The organism is Halocella sp. SP3-1 (assembly GCF_003953885.1).
Lineage (GTDB): Bacteria > Bacillota > Halanaerobiia > Halanaerobiales > DTU029 > Iocasia > Iocasia fonsfrigidae.
Genome location: NZ_CP032760.1, coordinates 995,426 through 1,017,183, shown reverse-complemented (window position 1 = coordinate 1,017,183; position 21,758 = coordinate 995,426). Strand labels below are relative to the sequence as shown.

General features: G+C 39.7%; 18 protein-coding genes. 1 reads left to right on the top strand and 17 read right to left on the bottom strand.

Annotation, left to right across the window (positions count from 1 at the left end; translation table 11 throughout):
* Positions 1 to 98 precede the first annotated feature (98 nt).
* The 11 genes from lpxD to spoIIID form a co-directional block, all read right to left on the bottom strand.
* Positions 99 to 1,139 (bottom strand): UDP-3-O-(3-hydroxymyristoyl)glucosamine N-acyltransferase, encoded by a 1,041-nt coding sequence (gene lpxD / locus D7D81_RS04810; RefSeq protein ID WP_125987808.1) that lies wholly within the window; start codon positions 1,137 to 1,139, stop codon positions 99 to 101.
* Positions 1,126 to 1,569 carry an OmpH/Skp family outer membrane protein gene (locus D7D81_RS04805; RefSeq protein ID WP_125987806.1) on the bottom strand — a complete coding sequence of 148 codons (444 nt, stop codon included), beginning with the start codon at positions 1,567 to 1,569 and terminating at the stop codon, positions 1,126 to 1,128. Before D7D81_RS04805 ends, lpxD begins: the two co-directional genes overlap by 14 nt.
* Complete coding sequence (locus tag D7D81_RS04800; RefSeq protein WP_125987804.1) at positions 1,570 to 2,532, bottom strand: coiled-coil domain-containing protein; 963 nt, start codon at positions 2,530 to 2,532, stop codon at positions 1,570 to 1,572.
* Between the two features lie 15 nt (positions 2,533 to 2,547).
* On the bottom strand, positions 2,548 to 3,072 hold the full coding sequence (locus tag D7D81_RS04795; RefSeq protein ID WP_125987802.1) for an OmpH/Skp family outer membrane protein: 525 nt from the start codon (positions 3,070 to 3,072) through the stop codon (positions 2,548 to 2,550).
* A 21-nt stretch (positions 3,073 to 3,093) separates the two neighbouring features.
* A complete protein-coding gene (locus D7D81_RS04790; RefSeq protein WP_125987800.1) occupies positions 3,094 to 4,803 on the bottom strand; it encodes a BamA/OMP85 family outer membrane protein in 1,710 nt (569 codons plus the stop codon).
* A gap of 1 nt (position 4,804) precedes the next feature.
* The gene (locus D7D81_RS04785; RefSeq protein WP_125987798.1) at positions 4,805 to 5,185 is read right to left on the bottom strand and encodes a hypothetical protein; all 381 of its coding nucleotides are present in this window, start codon (positions 5,183 to 5,185) and stop codon (positions 4,805 to 4,807) included.
* 190 nt (positions 5,186 to 5,375) lie between these two features.
* Positions 5,376 to 5,972 carry a sigma-70 family RNA polymerase sigma factor gene (locus D7D81_RS04780; RefSeq protein ID WP_125987796.1) on the bottom strand — a complete coding sequence of 199 codons (597 nt, stop codon included), beginning with the start codon at positions 5,970 to 5,972 and terminating at the stop codon, positions 5,376 to 5,378.
* Positions 5,973 to 5,984: 12 nt separating this feature from the next.
* The gene (locus tag D7D81_RS04775) at positions 5,985 to 10,151 is read right to left on the bottom strand and encodes a translocation/assembly module TamB domain-containing protein (protein ID WP_125987794.1); all 4,167 of its coding nucleotides are present in this window, start codon (positions 10,149 to 10,151) and stop codon (positions 5,985 to 5,987) included.
* 139 nt (positions 10,152 to 10,290) lie between these two features.
* Positions 10,291 to 12,126, bottom strand: a complete 1,836-nt coding sequence (locus D7D81_RS04770) for a SpoIVB peptidase S55 domain-containing protein (protein WP_125987792.1) — start codon at positions 12,124 to 12,126, stop codon at positions 10,291 to 10,293.
* Positions 12,127 to 12,186: 60 nt separating this feature from the next.
* Positions 12,187 to 13,215, bottom strand: a complete 1,029-nt coding sequence (locus tag D7D81_RS04765; protein ID WP_125991927.1) for a rod shape-determining protein — start codon at positions 13,213 to 13,215, stop codon at positions 12,187 to 12,189.
* 226 nt (positions 13,216 to 13,441) lie between these two features.
* Positions 13,442 to 13,699: a sporulation transcriptional regulator SpoIIID gene (spoIIID, locus tag D7D81_RS04755; protein ID WP_164522114.1), complete on the bottom strand. Its 258-nt coding sequence runs from the start codon at positions 13,697 to 13,699 to the stop codon at positions 13,442 to 13,444.
* Between the two features lie 265 nt (positions 13,700 to 13,964).
* Here spoIIID and D7D81_RS04750 point away from each other — a divergent pair, with 265 nt between their 5' ends.
* Complete coding sequence (locus D7D81_RS04750) at positions 13,965 to 15,644, top strand: carbon starvation CstA family protein (protein WP_125987788.1); 1,680 nt, start codon at positions 13,965 to 13,967, stop codon at positions 15,642 to 15,644.
* A 275-nt stretch (positions 15,645 to 15,919) separates the two neighbouring features.
* Here the strand turns inward: D7D81_RS04750 and D7D81_RS04745 are convergent, their stop codons facing one another.
* The 6 genes from D7D81_RS04745 to atpD form a co-directional block, all read right to left on the bottom strand.
* A complete protein-coding gene (locus D7D81_RS04745; protein WP_125987786.1) occupies positions 15,920 to 16,747 on the bottom strand; it encodes a M23 family metallopeptidase in 828 nt (275 codons plus the stop codon).
* 55 nt (positions 16,748 to 16,802) lie between these two features.
* On the bottom strand, positions 16,803 to 17,732 hold the full coding sequence (spoIID, locus tag D7D81_RS04740; protein WP_125987784.1) for a stage II sporulation protein D: 930 nt from the start codon (positions 17,730 to 17,732) through the stop codon (positions 16,803 to 16,805).
* Between the two features lie 96 nt (positions 17,733 to 17,828).
* On the bottom strand, positions 17,829 to 19,076 hold the full coding sequence (gene murA, locus D7D81_RS04735; RefSeq protein WP_125987782.1) for a UDP-N-acetylglucosamine 1-carboxyvinyltransferase: 1,248 nt from the start codon (positions 19,074 to 19,076) through the stop codon (positions 17,829 to 17,831).
* Positions 19,077 to 19,222: 146 nt separating this feature from the next.
* Positions 19,223 to 19,777, bottom strand: coding sequence for a YueI family protein (locus D7D81_RS04730; protein ID WP_125987780.1), 555 nt, complete (start codon positions 19,775 to 19,777; stop codon positions 19,223 to 19,225).
* Between the two features lie 104 nt (positions 19,778 to 19,881).
* Positions 19,882 to 20,295: a F0F1 ATP synthase subunit epsilon gene (locus D7D81_RS04725; protein ID WP_125987778.1), complete on the bottom strand. Its 414-nt coding sequence runs from the start codon at positions 20,293 to 20,295 to the stop codon at positions 19,882 to 19,884.
* A gap of 3 nt (positions 20,296 to 20,298) precedes the next feature.
* Positions 20,299 to 21,750 carry a F0F1 ATP synthase subunit beta gene (gene atpD, locus D7D81_RS04720; protein WP_125987776.1) on the bottom strand — a complete coding sequence of 484 codons (1,452 nt, stop codon included), beginning with the start codon at positions 21,748 to 21,750 and terminating at the stop codon, positions 20,299 to 20,301.
* Positions 21,751 to 21,758: the final 8 nt, after the last annotated feature.

Below are 21,758 nucleotides of genomic sequence, written 5' to 3'. Positions count from 1 at the left end.
CCTCAATTTTCTTGTACGGTCTGCTTAAATGCGGAGTGCCTGCGGTACACGACAAGGAAAACAGATATATCTGTCGGGCTTCAAAGTCATTAATTTACTTAATTCAATTTCTCTTCTAATTCCTTTATCTTCTTCTCCAACTTACTTATCCTCTTTAAAAGCTGAGGCATTTTTCGCCTGGCAGCCTGTTCACGTAATTCCTTTTTATGATCCTGGGCTGGGCTGCCCGAATAAAAAACACCTGATGGGGTGTCTTTAGTTATTACACTAGCAGAAGCAACAGTAGTATTATCCCCTATCTCCAGGTGACCTACAACACCGGTTTTGCCGCCAAGTATAACCCTTCTTCCAGTCTTACTACTACCAGCGATACCCACTTGAGCCACCAGTAGGTTTTCTTCACCAATTTGAACATTATGAGCTAATTGGATAAGATTATCTGTCTTGGTTCCTCTGCCGATAACAGTGGGACCGCTTGTCCCCCGGTCAATAGTCACATTGGCCCCTATCTCTACATCATCTTCAATAATTACCTTCCCCAGCTGGGGTATTTTATGGTGGCCGTCCTGGTCAGTCACAAAACCATAGCCATCTGAACCAATCACTGTTCCACTATGGATCATAACCTTTTTGCCGATTACCGTGTCATATTCGACTACAACTCCAGGGTGAAGTATACTACTCTCTCCCACCTTTACCCCGGCACCAATATAAACACCAGGGGCCAGGATTACATGGTCAGCTATTTCAGCCCCCTCATCAATCACTACGTAGGGATGGATAGAGACATTTTCTCCAATTACAACCGAATCAGCAATTGTCGATGTCGGGTCTATCCCCGGCCTATAAAAAACATTCGGGGCAAAAACAGCAGCTATTCTGGCAAAAGCCAGACGCGGTTTTTTAACTACAATCATATTCTTCCCTTTAGCTGTAAAACCATCAGGCACAATTACAGCCCCGGCTTTTGACTTTAAAGCCTCGGAGAGGTATTGCTCTGTTTCGGCAAAAGTAATAGTCTCAGCTGTACTCTCACTAACCCCGGAAACACCATATATAAGATAGGCCGGGTCACCCAGCACTTTACCATTAACCCGCCGGGCTAGTTCAGTAATACTAAGACCCTCATTCTCTGTCATTATCACTACCTTCTTCCTCATCATATTTGCTATCAAGCATTTCAACCAGCTTTTCAGTAATATCTAGACCACCATAATAAACACTGTCTTTATATAAAACTGTGTCTATATTTTTATCCTTTCTTATTTCCTCAATAACCACTTTTACTTCTTCATTAAAACTATTCTCTAATCTCTGTTTATTACTAAGGTATTCCTGATAAACCCGTTCCAGATGGTTCTGGTCTTCTTCTTCATCCTCTTGCTGACTGTATTCTTCTTCCAGGGTATTACCTATATTAAGCAGTTCCTCCTGCAATTCCTGAGCTCTTCTACTTCTGGCCAGTACTTCTTCTATATCTAGTACCGCAATCTCAGGTGAGCGCGAGGTACAACCAGCCAGTAAGACAAACGATATAATGATACCTAACAAAATAATCTTTTTTAACATCTATTTAATCACTTCCTTCTCCAGTTTAGCAATTTGTGACTGGAGGGTAAGATAATCATTCCTTATCTCCCTGACTAAATTCTCCAGTAATACAATCTCTTCTTTGCTTCGTTCACTTAATTCCCTACGCCTTTGTACCATTTCCTCATTCAGCAGCACTTCCTGTTCAGCAATAAAACCCTCCAATGCCTGCTCATTAGAAAGCAGTTTACTGTTTATCTCCTGTCTCATCTCCTGTTCCATTTTCTCCTGCAGCTCAAGGAAATCCTCGTCAAATTCCTGTCTTAAGCGGCTGGTTTCTTCCTGGAGACTCTCATTCATTTGATCTTCTTTAGCCTTGACCGCTTCCTCCTGACTCTGCTCCAGGCCAGTTATTTTATCCTTATAAGCACTCTCTTCTTCCTCACTAAGCTCCAGAGCCAGGAGTTTAAGACGGTAATTTAAAGTTTCCTTATGGTAATTATCAAGTAGCTGCTGCTGATAATCTGCTAGTTCCTGCCTTTTTTTATCCTTATATCCTTCGATTAATTCATCAAGTCTTTGCTCATAAGATTCCTTCTTAACCAGTATTTTTTCCTGATATTCCTGCCTTTTTTCTTCTCTAAAATTCTCAAAAGAAACTTCCAGTTCTTTTTTAAAATCAAGAATTTCTTCTTCATATTTTCCTCTGATTTCTGCCAGTTCTTCTTCAACAATTAGCTCCAGAGCAGCCTTTTTATTATTTAAGATCTTTTCCTGATTTCTTAACCTTGCCAGCTGATTGCGGAGGTTTTCTCTCTTAAGGCTTATCTCCTCACTCAGTTGCCCATCAGGATTATCTGTTAAATAATTATCCAGCACTGTCCTGATATTCACATTTTCAGGAGATGCCGTCCCTGATGAAACAAGATAAAACAGACCCAGTCCAGCAATTCCAAGTATAACTGCCACAACTGTCAAAATTCTGAATATTCCCTTCAACATCTCCTGCCTCCTTTTTTAATCCCCAGTTAATTCATCTGATAATTCTTCTTCTGTTGCATCAAGTGGTTCCTGTAATGACCTCTGCTGTTTATTAATATAATCTATGACATCCTGGGTCAAATCATAACCACCATAGAAAATACTCTGTTTATCAACCACTAACTTAACTTCTTTCTCCTCAGCTACATCGACTATAGCAGCTTTGATTTGATCAATAATACCCTCGATTAATTCCTGCTCCTGCTGACTCAATTTAGTCTGGTATTCCTGCAACATTTCCTGCTGCTGAGCCTCAGGCAGGTCACTGGCTTTCTCCTCTAATTCAGCCTGCATATCCTGGGCAAGCATATTGAGTTCCTCCTCGGCAGAAGCCTTACCTGGATGAACATTAAAAACAGTCCAGAGGTCAACATAGGCAATCCTACCTTTAGCATCATCCCCTGCCGCTATATTAGTTTGTGGATAAACCAAAACCAGAAATCCAGTAATTATTAATATTAATCCAATTACTACTGCAAATTTAGGTCTGTAATTTTGCATCTTATTCCCCTTCCTCTTTTACTAAAATGTATTACCAATACTGAAATGAGGTTGTCCTTCACCATCTTCATTGAAACCATAGTCTAATCTAATCTGGCCTAAGAATGTATCCATTCTAATTCCCAAACCAGTCGAATAGTGTAGGTCATCAAGCTGTATATCCCGGTGAGAATCCCAGGTATTACCGCCATCGGCAAAGAGCACACCAGTAAAATTCTCAGTAATTGGTATTCTATATTCCAAATTCATCAAGAGCATATCATCCCCAGTAAAAGAACCTTTATCATAACCACGTATTGTCTCTGATCCACCTAATCTATATTTTTCAAGCTCTGGCAGATCCCCATCACTAAAACCTGTCTGTAAGCGGAGTGCCCAGGCCTGGTTACCTTTAAAACCATTGTAAAATCTCCTGAAATCAGTCCTGTATTTAACAAAACCGGCATCCCCACCAAGGAAGTGACCGGCATATTCTAATGATAGAACATCTATACCACCACTAGTAGGATTAAAGGGATGATTGGTGGTATCTCTACTGGTCTGTAGAGTAATACTACGCAGATCAATATCTTCAGGGTCATTTTTATAAGTCTTACCATCTTTTGTATATTCCTCATCTTCCCAATCAAGCTTTGATTTTTCAACCTTAAATTTAATTCTACCATTCCATTCCTCTGTCAGGGGATGTCCCAGGGAAATACTCCCCCCTGATTTATCAACATCATAATCCCCTTTAACAGAATCCTCAGAACTATAAGATTTATCATAAAGCCCTATTCCAAAAGAAGTCGGTGTTCCCAAAACCCATGGTTCGTAAAAGTTAATCTCATAATTTGTTGTGCTTCCAAATTCCCAGTCAAAACCAAGGGTCTGGCCGTTACCAAAAAGGTTTCTTTCCTGAACTGTAATAAAACCACCCCAGCCTTTCCCCTCAGCTGTACTATAAGAAACACCAAAATTAAAGCGGCCTGTTCGACCCTCAGTTACCTCCAGAATTACATTAGCGGTATTTTTCTCAAAATCTACCCTTTCTAGTTTAGGATTTATATCTTCAAAGTAATTTAATCTGACCAGTTGACGAAAGGACTCCTGCAGTTCTTTAATATTAATTACATCACCTTTTTTAAAATCAAATTCACGACGGATAACAAAATCCTTTGTTTTTTCATTACCCTCTATGATTAGTTCATTTAAATAACCCTCATTAATTTCAAAGCTAACTACACCATTATCATCTATGTCAATATCTTTTAAAACCGCCAGGACATAACCAGCCTCCTGATATAATCGTTCAATAGCTTTTCTACTTTCAAGTATAGCATTATGGTTTAATATCTCACCTTTGACCAGTTTTATTTCCTTCATTAATTCCTGATCACTATATGATTCATTACCCTTAATAATAATATCTTCTACAAGCGGGTATTCAGACAGTTCAAAAATAGCCTTTAAGCCAGCATTATAGACTTCAAAAGATACCTTTACATCCTGAAAATATCCAGTATCATAGAGCTTCTGCATATCATTCTTTATTTTTTCTTCATCAAGCAATTCACCAGCTTCAGTACTGATTAAGGATCTAATCTCTTCACCAGAGACCCTTTCATTTCCTTCGAAGGCAATCGCTGTAATAAATTGAAGGTTCTGCTCTAATAGCTCATTCTCTGCCATAGTAACACCTGAAAATAATATAAGATTACATAATATAATAAGTACCAAGAAATGCTTCACATTACTTCCCCCTATTCAAATTATTATTAACAGATAGATCAACACTGATTAAACGTATATTACCCCTGTCTGTCAGTCGAACACTCTGTTGATACCCTTCGGTCAGCTTTAATTCTACCGGCTCCAGCTGGGGATCACCTCTAAAAAAGAAAACAAAAGCAATCGCAGCCGCTAAGAGCAGACTAAAAGTAAGGGCCAGTGGAAATTTTCTGGACGACCACCTATTTCGAGAAGAATAACTCCTTTCCCAGGCCTTACGTGTCTCTGCTTCGGCAAGGGAAAGAAAAAACTCACCTTCTACCAGATCACCAGACTCAATCTTTTTTTCAGCACGGCACAACCAATCACGGGCATAAGAAATATGTCTCATAATCCCAAGCACTCCTAAACCCACCCCTTTAATAATTACTCAATTTAGCTAATCTCCTATCTTCTACTATTAATATCCTTCTAAGCCTTATATTTTTGACTGCTCACATTTTTATAAAAATAGGCATTTAAGTTGTTTAGCTGTAATCATATGCAATACACACCGAGTTTGTACTGTTTTACTTCTGTTTGCTGTCCAATGTTTACTTATTCCACTGATGAATAAAAGTAGCTAGTTTACCCCGGAGCCTTCTAACGGCTTTTTTCTGTAGGCGGTAAAGGTAAGACAGGCTTATTCCCATTTCTGCAGCAGCCAGTTCTGCCTTTTTACTATCCAGGAAACGCTTGTTAATAACCTGTCTTTCCTTAGAGGGTAAGCCTTTGACAAGCTCTTTAACCCTGTCAGCCAGTATTGACCTTTCTACAGTTTCCTCCAGTTTCTCAGGAAGGATATCTCCCATAACAGGGAATTTTCTGGCCCTACTACCTTTATTAAGGTAATCAATAATTCTACCCCTGATATGATAAACAGCAAAGGTAGAAAACCTGGTATTAAATCCTGGTCTATAGGAATCAACAGCATCTATCAACCCTAGATTACCCTCCTGGATCAGATCCATAAATACTCCCCGATCAGCCTTAAACTGCTGGACAAGTTTAAAGACCAGAGGCTGGTAATAGCTAATCAACTCCTGGCGGGCCTCCTGCTCATTCTCATTTTTATATCTAAACCATAAGGCTTGTTCTTCTTCAGGTGTAGGTAATTTTAAATCCCTTATCTTTTTTAAATATTCCTTCATCTCTATCTCCTTTTAAAAGTCAAATCCGGTCTCAAAACCAATGGAATAAGCATTATCCTCAAATAGGTCTCCCTTAATAATAAAATTGTCATCTAGATAATATTTTAATGAAAACTGATTATCCCCATTACCACCAGGTCCCAGGGTTGTTGAATACTGTAAATAAATATCATCCCCAATATATTCCCCTAGATAAAGAGTCATCTCCTGAGCAAACCCCAGATTATAGGTGTCAATCTCAAATTCATCAAGACTAAAGGCTTCCTTAACCCCATATTCTATCTCTTTTAAGATATCTAATTGAATATAGTCTCGTATATAGCGATAAATCTCCTGACTAAAAACCCCACTAAGATTACCTGCCACAAACTCCCCAATGCCTCCAGACCTGGTTAGTAAAGCCATTATTTCCTCTTCACTCAGGGTAGGCTCTGATGTAAAGGTAGTTATCATCTGACCAGGCAGTCCTTTAAATTGTACCTCTATCCTGTTACCATCAATCCTGGTCCAGGCCTTGACATCTAAATTCGGGAGTAATTCTTCATACCTATTAAACTCTGCAGTAGCCTCTTCCAGAAAAAATTTATTGTTGTAATAGGTTAAGGTCCCCTGTTCACTACTAAGCTCCCCCTCAAACTGAAGGTTTCCATTAATATTTAGGAGGCGAAAACTACCACTCTGTATCAGTATATCAAAATACTTGTTTCTTAAATAAACATCTTCATCTGGATAAAGGGTGAGGTCTAGATAAATTTCCCCCTTAGCATCTCCTGACGGCCATTTGATTGGAATGCCTATCTCCAGATCATGTGTAATGATATCACCCTGAATAAATGGTCTGCTAAAAGAACCAGTTATCTTAAGCCTGGGGTCAATCTCTCCATCAAATGAACCATAATCAAGGGGAATATCATCTCCATATATACTGAGGTGGTAATTGTCATCTATGCTAAAGGGCCTGATCTTACCCTCTATGATAATGTCCCCCTTACCAGACTTACCCTTTAAACGAGGAATAGAAATAGTCTCTCCTGAGAATAACACTTCACCATGTAGCCCGGAAATCTTTAGATAGTCACTATTAAAACCAGCACCCTCCAGGGCTAATCTACCGTTAAATTGCGGGTCATCAATTAGCCCGCTGAGTGATATATTACCATCAACAAATCCCCTTATCCTGGGCAAGGAAGGAAAGTAATCCCCCACTACCCGGAGTGGAAAACCCTGAAAATCTGTCTTGAGGTCATATTCACCAGCAGTTTTTTTAACAGGTATGTACCCACTAAAGGTTAAAGTCCTATCTGCTGAATCAGTCAGAACCTGCTCCAGATACAGAAGACCTGTCTGAGTAAAGCTTAAATTACCTTTAATACTCTCGATAGTACTATTACCTATACCAACATCCAGGAGAGAGGTAGCCAGTTTCAATTGATAGGAATCAAAATTACCGGTGATTTCACCCTGGAAGTCCAGTTTGCCCTTAAGGTTAATATCCCTATCGATAATAGCTGGTATCTGCTCTATCTCAACCCCCTGCCCCTTTAATTTAAGATTAAAACCATCTTTAATATCTCCGATCATAGTAACAGTACCCTGGGATTCCTCTGCCCCAAAAAAGGAGAGGTCTACCTCAGCCTCAGGGGTAGTAATTGAACCACCTACTACTACACTACCACTGAAATAATAGTCTTCTGGAATAGGTAGTCCGGTATAATATCTGTTTAGCAGGTCCTTAATCTTCCCTCTTTCTGTCTCCAGTATAAGGTCGAGCTTTATATCCTTACTTAGATTAGTCAGCTTACCGTGTATATTATAATCATCGGAACCACAGCGTAGATAAGAGTTCGTTATTATTATTTTATCATCACTATAAGATAATTCACCAACCAGACCATCAATCATATAATTATTATATATAATACTATCAGCAACTATCAGTCCATTTAATTCCGGATTGCTTAGTTTTCCTGTCATAGTTCCTTTAATACTGGCATCTCCCTTTAAAGCCATCTCAGGTAAATACTCTTCAAAGTCAAGTTCATTCAAAATAAAATCAAGGTTTATTTCCTCTTCTTCTATAATCTCTCCTTCAGCTGTCAGATGGGTTCTGTCCCTGTGAAGGTCAAGATCTTCAAGCAGCAGGGTATTATCCCCCCAGCTAAACAAAGCACTTAGCCTATCAAGTGAATATGAGAAATTCTGGTATACTAAAGATGTCTCCTGTGAAAAGACCTCCCCTTTAATTTCGGGTGAAGTAAAACTGCCGCTGATACCCAATGATAAATCAAATAAGCCCTCCAGTGGTATTGACATACCACTTATTTTAGCTAAATCCTGATAAGGTAAATCCTCCATCATAATACTGGCCTGTAGTGAAGGTGTTAAGTTACCACTGGCCTCTACTGCCGCCCCCTGATATTCACAGCTTAAAGCCGGTACTGACAGCTTGTCTTCAATATATTCTGCCCTGAAATTTAGATTGCTGAATTGATATTTATCCAGCATTCCATCATCCATAGAAATTCGGGCTGTAAGCTCAGGCTCATCAAGGTAACCATCTACTCTACCCTTGATACTGGCCAGACCTTTCAGAGAGAGTTTTTTATCTAAAAGTGGGGTTAACAGAGATAAATCCAGCTGACTGTTCTCATAGGAAAAAGCCAGTTTCTTATTAAGTAAATTTAATTCCCCTGAGAAGTTCATATTACCATAAGGGGTCTTTACTAACCCCTGTTGGATAAGCAAAGCCTTCTGGGATAACCAGAACTGACCTTCAATCAGGTCAAGTCTGTAGTCTTTAACAGCTGAATTACTAATCCTAAAATCCCCCAGAAGATTTAATCTATCAAGGTCTAATCCCTGACCACTTATACTGCTGTTAATGTCTATTTTCCCTGTAGCAGTTGGCAGCTTATAGTCAGGCAGATATTCTTCCACTAAGCCCAGTTCAATATTTTTACCCTGCAGGTCGATACTATACTCCAGTTCATCCTGTTTAATTAGACCAGAGGCAGAAAAATAGCTCTCCTGGTTTAAATTAAGATTGAAATAGTCCAGATATAAGAAACCATCATGATAACGCATTACAGTATCTAAACCAGCAATCTCCTGTTTCCACGGTTGTTCTTTATTAAATAGTTCACCATCAGATAGGGAGTAATCCAGTTGTAGTTCAGGTGATGACAGATCACCAGCCATTAATAATTCGACCATCCCGGTACCACTGATAGGTAGATACTCCTTTAAGATATCTATTCTCTCAGGATTAAAATCACTTGAATATACCCTGGCAGATATCTCGGGGGTATCTCTGCTAAAATCAAGACTACCGTTAAGCTGTACTGCTGTTTTAAAAAAATTGAGATATAGGCCGTTTAACTGCAGCTGCTGACTGGATGAATCAAATAGAATCTCTCCACTTAAATCATTAAACACCTCATCATCCAGGTAATCAGTACAGGAGATAAGCCCTTCAACCCCATCAAGAAGCAGTCGACCGGAATAATCCCGAACAGTAACCCCCTTACCCTGAAAAATCAGCTCAAGACTTCCCTGACCTGTTAAATTCTGTATAGACCCCTGTTGTTCACTAAAGATTTGCTCCAGAGGACTACTTAATTTCGCTAAATCAAAAAAACCCGTCTTAAGGTCACCCTGCCAGCCCTCTTCATCAATAAGCAGTGCCAGATCCAGTTTTTCCAGCCTTATTTCCTGTCCCTCACCTGAATACTGGACAATACCATCCTGAACAATTAACTGTACTGGCTTTTTCCCTGAAGGAAGATAATCCTTAATTACCTGATCAACTGAACCAGCATCCCCTGTAGCTTGATTTTTGACATTAAGAACAGGATTGATAAATTTAATCTGTTTAATACCATCAATAATCTTTTTCTGGCTGAAAATTAATTCCAGGGGATTATAATATAGTTTTACCTCCGGGGAAGAAAAACTTATATTATCATGATCAAGCAAAACCTCTGTATCATATAAAGACAGAGCAGTAAATGACCAGAAATCAATACTACCTACTTCAATCTTAAGTTGATAAACCTCATCTATATAATTAATGATTTCTTCTTTCAGATCTATTATCTCTGTTGAAACCTTCATAATAAAAACAGCAGTCAGGATAAAAAACATCAGTAAGGACAGATAGATTATTGATTTTGTTTTCATAAATAACTGTCCCCCCAATAGCTAACTTTCCATATTACATAATATTATACTTAGGCTATTAAATCAACTATTTAGACAGGTAGTTAATGGAAAACCCTGAGGATAATCCCCAGGGTTATTTTACACAAATTCCTAAGCCCTATTCTCCTTTTTCTACTCTTTCCTCTGTTATGTCAGGGGTGTTTTTACTATTTATATCCTTTATATTAATATCCAGAGATAGGTTTCCTTCCAATACATAATCTGTTTCAACTATCTCCTTTATTTCTGTCTCTTCTATTTCCCTATTATCTATTCTTTCTCCCTCTTCTTTGGATTCTTGATCAGGGGCAGCTGTATTCTCCGGTGACTCCTCTTTATTTTCTTTCCTTTCATCTTCTTGATCTCCAGCTTCATGACCCTGTTTATTCTCATCTTCAGCTTCAATATCATCAGGTGTATATCCTGGATGGACCTGTATGATTAAATCATTATTTTTTGGTTTTTCCAGATAATCCTCGATAATAGAAGGGAAATCCTTATATCCCTGTACAACTGCCTGATTAAGATCATCCTCCTGGGTAGAATCCTCTGGGAGATGCTGATATGACTGTCCGGTAAATCCGCCATCTATTACCATACTGGCCATACCGGGTTGGGTATCCTCAGGTATCTCAATCATTACATTTTTAGTAAAAACCTCTCCCCGGTAGGGATGAAGAATAACCTCAACTTCTACCTGATCACCTGGCCTAATCTCCTGATTAATAACTCTAGCCTCCTGAACCAGGGCAACCTGGGCAGTATGGTCTACCTCTACATCATATTGAATATCTATCAAATTAACCTCCTGAAAGGGATTACCAGTTATTATATCCATTACCTGATAAAGATCCAGCAGGGCCAGGGAGGCAATATCATGTCTGCTGTAATACATATTCTCCCTTTCTATAGACAGTTCAGGCAGACCATTAGCTGTGATCTTAAATCTTGTCCTGGCTGTACCTTCACCAATCCTATCTAAAGTAGCATCAAGTGATTCCAGACCAATATTGGTAACTAGAGAGGTTATCAGGTCTTCATCACGTATTAGCTGGGCATTTACCTTGTTTTCAACTTCCCGTTCCTGATCAGAGACCCGTATTCTCAGAGGAATTACCCGGGAGTATTTCTCAAGCTTTCCAGCAATACCAGCCCCTCTATCAACTGTAATTGACCCCAAAAGTTCTTTATTCGGAGAGCCTAATTTAAAAGGCTGCTGCATACTGGGGATAACACCCCTAATAGTGGCACTACTTAACATATAATCCACCTCACCTTTATTGAAAAAAGGGTGACCAAAGGCAAGAATATTACCACTTTCATCAAGATAGCTTACTGTTCCAATAGAACCGATATTGATATCACCCCTGACCAGTTGTACAGCAACAGCACTACCTGGTTCAAGCTTAGTCTTAAGCTCTGCCCGGCCTCCAGTAGAAACATTATAGGGAGTAAGCTCTAAACCCAGGCTTTCCAGGTCTTTTTTTAATCTATCAAAAGACCTACCTGTTAAACCACTTACTAATAATGGGGTTGATAACCCTCTTTCAGCTAAATTACTATTCTCTATACCTTCATTATCTTCACTATTTATTAAGGCCAGCATGTCTTCAATAGGTGTTACCAGAGCATAATTGCCCTCGCTAAAACTCCATCCATAACCAATAGCACCTATCAATTTGCCTTCAATATAGACAGGGCTACCGCTCATTCCAGCAGCTATCCCACCTATTTCATCTATCTTTTCACCACCTGCCCTGATCAATATCAAATCCCTGTTTAATCCCTGATCAGGCATAATATCTATGATCTCAACCGGAAATTCCTCTACCTTATCACCGTAAAAAACCGTCTTTGCTTTACCCTGCATACCTGCTTCTATCTCTGTAAGGGGCATAATCTCTTCAGCAACAGAAAAACCACTAATAAGTATCATAATCAATAATACAAACATAAAGTGTTTTATTTTAAAACGCAAAACATCAAATCCCTTCTAATTACTTTTGCTAATTTTTTACCGCCTATATCCAACTCCATCATTGGATGTCAGTGCATCTGCTAAATTATCTATTTCTTCCAGGGCATGTCCAGTACCCTCTGCAACACAAGTCAAAGGGTCATCAGCTAAAAATACAGGAATCTCAGTTTTCTGACTAATTAATTTGGTCAAATTATTCAATAAAGAGCCTCCACCTGTCATAATAATTCCCCTGTCCATAATATCTGATGATAATTCAGGTGGAGTCTGTTCCAGAACACGGGTTACAGCTGCTATAATAGCATTTATTGGCTCTTGAAAAGCCTCTACAGTCTCCTCTGACGTAATATTCAAGTTTTTAGGAAGACCAGTGAGGACACTCCTGCCTCTTACTTCAAATTCCCTGTTTTCTTCTACAAAGGCTGATCCGATCGTTGTTTTAATCTCTTCAGCAGTCTTATCCCCAATAATAAGGTTATACTTATCCCTGATATAACGGATAACAGCCTCATCAAAGCGGTCACCGCCAATTCTCAGGGACTCACTGACAACTATTCCTCCCAGGGAAATAACTGCTATCTCTGATGTGCCACCACCAATATCTATGACCATACTACCCCGTGGTTCTTCAATCGGCAGGCCAGCACCAATGGCTGCTGCCAGCGGTTCTTCGATTAAAAAGGTCTTTCTGGCCCCTACCTGCATAGCTGATTCAATAACAGCCCTTTTTTCAACACCTGTAATACCAACTGGTATACAAACCATCACAATTGGTTTAAAGAGTCTGCGCCTCTTTACGGCAGCAGTAATGAAGTGTTTTAACATTAATTCTGTAACATCAAAATCAGCTATAACCCCATCCTTTAAAGGCCTTATAGCCACAATATTCCCTGGTGTCCTCCCGAGCATCCTCCTGGCTTCTGTCCCCACAGCAACGACTTTATTGGTTTCAGTATCCATCGCTACAACCGATGGTTCTTGTACGACAATACCCTTTCCTTTTTCATATACTAAAATATTTGCTGTACCTAGATCTATCCCTATTTTTTTGGAAAGCCCTAGCATCTTATCCAACTCCCCTCATTTGCATAACTCTAAGAGCCTGTTCGAAAAGTATCAGTATATACCGCCGGGGATTATATATCCCTTCACTCAACGGTAACACCTTAACTTCGTTCAGGGATATATAATCCCCTATTTATGCCTTTTCGAACACACACTCTAAATATTATATTCTAGGTTTATCATTTTTCTCCTGCATCATAATGATAAAGAATATGCGACATTTTACCTAATTATTCTTCAAATTCTTATATTTCCTTTTAGTTGCTTCACCACCCCTGATATGACGTTCTGCTTTATTAAACTCAAGAACTTTTTTCACCCGGGAAGCAAGCTCAGCATCAATACGTGTTAAGCGCTCGGTAACATCTTTATGAATTGTACTCTTGCTAACACCATAGATTTTTGCTGTCTGCCGGACAGTGGCCCGTGTTTCATAAATATAGTTTGCCACCTCTATTACCCTTTCTCTAATATAATCCTTCAATCTTAATTCCCCCCAGATCAAATACCCAATACTAATTAATTTATATGCAGGGGTTAAGGTGAAATATACCAAAGGCATCTTTAATCAGTAAATTTATATCTATTTTTTACAGTAATATCTATTTTTTAGCAGGAGTTTATTGTTTGATGCAGAACCTTATAATGGGTATTAAGTTATATTGTGGTAGTTACTTAAGCTCTGAAAGGAGGATTGTTCAAAGAAGCTGGCTGCCATAAACAAAACAAATTAAGGAGGATTTAATTTTATGGGTTCGATTTTAATTGCTTTAGGTACCTTTGTTGGTTTTATTATTGCCTATAATTTCTATGGGAAGTATATCAGTACCAGGATATTTGAAGTGAATCCAGCTAATGAAACACCATCCCATCAATATAAAGATGGTGTTGATTATGTCCCAACAAGCAGCCCTATCCTATTTGGTCATCATTTCACATCTATTGCTGGCGCTGCTCCAATAGTCGGTCCTGCTATTGCCGTGATCTGGGGCTGGGTTCCAGCTATATTGTGGGTAATTTTCGGTTCAATCTTTCTGGGTGCTGTACATGACTTTAGTTCCTTAATGATCTCTGCCCGAAATGAAGGTAAAAGCATCGGTGAAATCAGTGGTAATATTGTTAATAACAGGGTGCGTACTCTCTTCTTATTATTTATATTTTTTACACTACTAATCCTAATTGCCGTTTTTGCTTTAATTATTGCTATCTTGTTTGAAACATATCCACAGAGTGTTTTTCCGGTCTGGATGGAGATTCCAATAGCTATAACCCTGGGCTTTCTGGTTTATAAGAAAGGCAAAAATGTACTAATACCTTCACTAATTGCCCTGGCACTTATGTATGTAACTATCTGGATAGGTATTTATCTGCCTTTTGAAATGCCTGCCATACTAGGCCTATCACCCAGAATGGTCTGGGTTATTATCTTAATGATTTATGCCTATATTGCTTCTGTATTACCTGTCTGGACACTTTTACAAGCAAGAGATTTTATTAACTCCCATGAATTAATAGTCGGGCTTATTTTGATTATTGCTGGTTTATTTATTGCCAGACCAGAGATTGTAGCACCAGCCTTTAACCACAGTGCGGCTGGAGCACCACCTATTATACCCTTCTTGTTTATTACTATTGCCTGTGGGGCTATCTCTGGTTTCCACTCCACTGTTTCCTCTGGTACAACAGTTAAACAATTGGAAAGTGAAAAAGATGCCCGCTTTATTGGTTATGGTGGTATGCTGGCTGAGGGAATTTTAGCTACTATAACTATCCTGGTTTGTATTGCCGGATTTGCCTCTTTAGAGGCCTGGACCTCTCACTATGCCAGCTGGAGTGCTGCTAATGGATTGGCTGCCAAGGTTAGTGCCTTTGTAGAAGGGGGTTCTTCCTTCCTGACAAGTCTTGGTCTTACCCATACCATAGGTACAGCTATTCTCTCTGTACTAGTAGTAAGTTTTGCTGCCACAACTCTTGATAGTGCCACACGTATCCAGCGTTATGTAATATCTGAACTGGCCAGCGATTTCAAAATTAAACCACTGGCTAGCAAACATGGCGCAACACTCGTCGCTGTAATAGCTGCTTTCCTATTGGCCAGTATTAATGGTGGTGCAGGGGGTATGATTCTATGGCCACTATTTGGTGCCGCCAATCAAATGCTGGCTGCCCTGGCCTTGCTGGTCGCGACTGTTTATCTGCTTAAAAAACAGAAACCTATCTATGTTACCATGCTACCCTTTATTTTTATGGTCATTATCGAAACCTGGGCCCTGCTCTATAATATAAATCAATTCTATGGACAGGGTAATACCTTACTAACAACTATCGGTGCCATCCTCTTTGTACTCGAGATCTGGATGGTTGTCGAATCCTGTAATGTCTTTAATAAGACCAGAAAAGAAGAACTCAGCAGCAGTATTAGTGCCTAGTATGAAGTATGACCAAGGTAGGATAATATTAACTATTTAAGCCAGCTATTTAAAAAAGTCCCACCTGTATATATGATATACAGGTGGGACTTTTTTAAATAAGACTCTTTCATAATAGAACTTTTGCATAATTGAATTGTTGACCAGCCGATTAAAACAAAGCACCTAGGGCACTCCCTATTTAAACAGAGAAGTTTTTGGATGGCAACAATCAATTATGCAAGACGCTTAAATATAAACTAGGCCGACAGCTGATAATATTTTTTAAAAATTTCTTATTTTATGTATTCACGGGGGTCGATCGGCCCTTCAGCATTTATCAACTGAAAATAAAGTGAGGGTTCTTCACTTAAACCTGTTGCACCAAGTCTTCCTACCTCTTGACCCTTTACCACCCTTTCCCCAGGGGAGAGAGTGGTTTTCTGCAGGTGACCATATTCTGTTTCCCAACCATTATCGTGTTGAATGGTAACCATTATCCCCTTATATTCATCTTCACGCACAGAGATTACTCGTCCCTGCTCTGCTGCCATAACCACATCACCCTTACTGCCTTCAAGTACTATCCCATGCTGATAACGCCAATCATCAAAAACCGGGTGGTAATACCAGCCAGGCTCCTGTAAGACCTGTCCTGAGACTGGTGCAAGTAGTTCTAGAGCCTGAGCCCTTATCTCATTCATTGGTTTAAGGGATTCGGTTACTACACCAGTGACATTGTCTTCAAGACCCTGATCCTGTCTTTCACCAGGTTTTTTTCCCTCTGTATCTTCCTCTCTCTCAACTTTATTCTCTTCTAAAGAATTATAGTCTAAAGAAAATTCCTTATCCTGCTGATAGGGATTATTATTTATTACAGGACCAGGTCTCTCTACCTGAACAGAACTCAGTTCTTCAACAGTAATGCCTGTCTGTTTTTTTGCTGTGTCATCAACCCCTACCTCATTAAAAACAGCATATCCTATACCTAAAAGCATGAAAAAGAGAAAAACCAGTAATACCTTTTTATAGTTGTTTTTATTTGAGGATATTTTCCTCCCTAGATCCTTTAACTGCAGTTTGATTTTCCCTTTATCAAGTTTAAACCAGTATTTTTTATCCATAAATGCCCACCTCCGGTTTTTATTCTTACCAAAAGGTGGTTAAAATATACAAAATTTATTTTTTTAATCTGCCAATCTTTGTGCCGGGGTAATAGTGTTCCAAGATCTGACGGTAATCATAACCAGCCTTAGCATAGCCATCAGCTCCATCCTGACTCATTCCCACCCCATGACCCTTACCAAAAACTGTAATTGTAAAGATATCACCTGTTCTGCTTATTTCAAATTTGTTAGATGTTAACCCCAGTAAACTACGAAAATCATTTCCGGTAATTTTTTTATCCCCAACTGTCAACTCTATCACCCGTCCACTACTACTTCTATGGGTAAGCTCTATAAACGGGGAACTATCTTCCCCGCTCAGGCCAAGTTTGTCTCTCAATTCATCAACCCCAAAATAAAAGGTATTTAAGTAATTTTCACTCCGTTCTTGATCATATGGACTGCTTACACTCTGAAGATAGGGATGCATCTCACCCCAGACAAAAGTAGAATCTTCTGTCTGACCACCACTATTGGCATGATAAACAGCATCAATTACTTTTTCATTATAGACCAGAACTTCTCCCTCAGTCTGTTCTACGGCCCTATTAATACGGGCCCAGTTATAGAAATAGGGTATAAAACCCCACTTTTCTTTCATTTCATTCTCTGATAACCAGGCCTGGTTAGAGCGGTAATCAGTAGAAATATCGGCAGCTGGGTTTTCCCGGCAGCCGGGTCCACCGTAAACAGGGAGCTGCTTAACAGTATATGTTCGGGCGGCTACAGCCTGAGCTTTCAGGGCCTCCATATGATATAAGGCAGGCATTTCCGCTGCCAGTACCCCTCTTAAGTATTCATCCAGGAGCATCTTCTCAATCTGATCACTCTGATGTTTATAGACCTTCAGCAAAATACTACCATCTCCGTCCTGTCCCCGAAAAACACCGTGCAGTAGCAGCATTGGTAGGATAATCAGAATAATAAATATACATATTATCATATAATAAGCTGTCCTGATAGACAAAAAAAACACTCCCTTATTATGAAAGTCTTAGTAATATCTATGACTTTACCTAAAGGAGTAGAACCCGCTTTATTAGTTTATTTTACGAATGTTTCCACCCAGTTGTGCCAGTTTTTTCTCGATGTTTTCATAACCCCTTTCAATATGGTAGATATCCCTTATTTCAGTATCACCCTGGGCAACAAGTCCTGCAAGTATAAGTGCTGCACCAGCCCTAAGGTCAGTTGCTGTTACCTCAGCACCTGTTAGATTACTTGGTTTCAGCAGTGCACTATGACCGTCGATCTTTATATCTGCACCCATACGTTTTAACTCATCAACATGCATAAAACGGTTTTCCCAGACCGTTTCTATCACCAGACTGGTTCCATCTGCCTGGGTCAGCAGAACCATAATCTGGGACTGCAAATCTGTTGGGAATCCTGGATAGGGTAATGTCTTGATATCAACCGCCTTTATTCTACCATTGCCTTTTATATAGACCCCTGAGATATCCTCTTTTAACTCTACTCCCATCTCATGGAGTTTAGCAATTAAGGGTTTAACATGTTCAGCTAATACATTCCTGACAAAAACATCACCATTATTAAGGGCGGCAGCCATCATAAAAGTACCTGCTTCTATCCGGTCAGGTATAATCCTATGTTCTTCACCATGCAGTGATTTGACACCCTCTATTTTGATAATATCTGTTCCTACACCCTTTATTTTCGCCCCCATAACAGTAAGAAAATTTGCCAGATCAACTATTTCAGGTTCACGGGCAGCATTCTCAATAATTGTCTGTCCCTCAGCTTTACAGGCAGCCAGCATAATATTAATAGTAGCTCCCACACTCGGATAATCAAGGTATATCCGGTCACCGGTCAATTTACTTGTTTTAACTTCAACAATCCCATGATCCAGTTTTACTTCTGAACCCATCGCCTTAAAACCCTTAAGGTGTAAATCAATCGGACGGTTGCCGATACTACATCCACCCGGCAGGCTTGTTCTGGCCCACCCGTTTTTAGCTAGCAGGACTCCTAAAATGTAATAAGAGGCCCTTAATTTCCTGGCGATTTCGTGGTCAGCCTCAAGACCGTTAAGCCCTCTGGGGTCTATTAATAGTTCATTACCATTTCGCTCTACATGTCCACCCATTTTTTTTATAATATAACATAGATTTTTTACATCAAGTAGGTCAGGAATATCAAGTAACCTACTGGGTTCATCTGCCAGAAGAGCTGCGGCAATAATTGGCAAGGCTGCATTTTTAGCCCCACTAACTTTTATCTCGCCTTTTAGTGGCGTTCCACCAGTTATTAAAAATTTACCCACTTTTAAAGCCCCTTCCTTCTATCCTATAAAGAAGACACACCAATATTGTATGCACTTTATAATAATTCGTGATAAAGAGTAAAAATCCTTTAGTAAATTAATTAAAAAATATGCTTTTTAAGTATTTTGACCTAAAATTCAGTATATCAATAATCTTTACAGATACATTCTGTTCCTAATAAACGGTCTACTAGACTTAATTTGCTGTAATTAATCAATTCGGCAGGCGCCTTTTCTTCTAATTGACGGTAGCAATCATGACATAATTTAGCGCCAACATTCTCAATAATTTTATCAGATATACCTCTAGCTTGCAAGCTCTCTGCCCTTGTTAAAACTTCCCGTTTTTTTATATCTACAGCATGGTCACTAACCACTACCAGGGCTACATCACCTTTGAAATCCGGTGAGTCTATCCGTTTAAAAAGCAGTCCATTTTTAGAGGCTAATTTAATATAGTCATTAGCTGCTGACAGCTTAACATCTCGGTCAATAATTAGCTTTTTAGCCTCAGGGTGTCTAAGGGCCTCAAGTATTTCTGGGTATGTCCCTTTTTCTATAACCTGTTCATAGGTCAAATAACAAATCACACGTTCAAGATACTCCCCTAAAAAAAGATTGCGTTCTTCCTTTTTTATCTCCTTTTTACCATAAATACCTTCCATAACCTTTTCTTCTAAGCTACTTTTTTCTCTCTGCATTTTTATCACCTTTATGTATATTATTACCAGATACATAGCTTTGATACTATCAAAAAAATAACCCCAGTTTCCTGGGGCATTCTTAAGTTAAGCTTATTGTTTATTTATAAATCATGATGATCGACTGCTTTGATCCGTGCTAAGGCCCTCTCTAAAGCTGACTGGGCTCTGGCAAAATCTATCTGTTTACTATTATCACTCTCCAGGCGCTTTTCAGCCCGTTCCTTAGCGCGTCTGGCCCGCTCAAGATCTATCTCATGAGGCAGTTCTGCAGTCCTGACAACCACATTGATCTGCTCTGGTTTCACTTCCATAAACCCATCACTAATCGGTATCCTGACATTCTCTTCTACCTGCTTTATCTGCAGAACCCCTGTTTTTAAACCTGTTACCAGTGGGGCATGCCGGGGTAAGATACCGATTAATCCATCCATAGCTGGAGCCTCCAGCACATTAATATCCTCACTATAGACTACATTTTCCGGGGTTACTATCTCAAGTTTTATAGTCGAAGGCATCTTCTATTCACCTTCCTTGATTCTCTCAGCTTTCTCAACTGCTTCATCTATTGTACCAACCATGTAAAAGGCCTCTTCAGGTAAACTATCATGTTTACCATTAAGGATTTCCTTAAAGCCCTGGATGGTCTCTTCAATAGATACATATACCCCGGGTTTACCGGTAAACTGTTCAGCTACATTAAAGGGCTGTGACAGAAACCTTTCTATCCGACGGGCTCTGTTTACAACCAGTTTGTCTTCATCTGAAAGTTCATCCATACCCAGTATAGCTATAATATCCTGTAAGTCCTTATACTGCTGCAATATTTCCTGTACTCGACGGGCCACATTATAGTGTTCCTCTCCGATAATCCTGGGGTCAAGGATCCTAGAAGTAGAATCCAGTGGATCTACAGCAGGGTAAATACCTTTCTCAACTTGCGACCTGGAGAGTACTGTGGTAGCATCCAGGTGGGCAAAGGTTGTTGCCGGTGCCGGATCTGTCAGGTCATCAGCAGGTACATAAACAGCCTGAACTGATGTGATAGAACCCTTTTTGGTAGAGGTGATTCTTTCCTGCAAAGCCCCTACATCTGTTGCCAGGGTTGGTTGGTAACCAACAGCAGACGGCATCCTTCCTAATAAAGCTGAAACCTCTGAACCAGCCTGGATAAAGCGGAAGATGTTATCAATAAACAAGAGTACATCCTGTCCCAGTTCATCCCTGAAATATTCAGCCATAGTCAGACCGCTTAAGCCAACCCTCATTCTGGCTCCTGGGGGTTCATTCATCTGTCCAAAGACCATAGCTACTTTATCCATAACACCAGATTCCTGCATCTCCAACCAGAGGTCATTCCCTTCCCTAGTTCTCTCCCCTACACCTGAAAAGACAGAATAACCCCCATGTTCAGTAGCAATATTATTAATTAATTCCTGTATTAAGACAGTCTTACCAACTCCAGCACCACCGAAAAGCCCAACCTTACCACCACGGGCATAAGGTGCCAGTAGATCAATAACCTTGATTCCGGTTTCAAATATCTCACTGGCTGTTTCCAGTTCTTCATAAGCCGGGGCCTGGCGGTGAATAGAGAGTCTTTCCTTAGTTTTAAGCTCTCCCTCTTGATCAATTGTTTCACCTAAGACATTAAAAATCCTACCTAATACCTCTTCCCCTACTGGAACAGAGATAGATTCACCTGTATCTACAGCCTGCATCCCCCGTACAAGGCCATCGGTAGAAGACATAGCTACACAGCGCACCCTGTTATCACCTAATTGATGCATAACCTCAACAACCAGGTCTATTTTATTATCTGTATCTTTATTAGGTCCACCCTGCCCCCGTTTTTTTTCACCTATAACCCTAACGGCATTATATATCTTGGGAAGATCTCCTGAAGCAAACTCAATATCAACTACAGGACCGATTACCTGTATGACCTTACCTGTATTTTGTTCTTCACTCACTGTCCTTC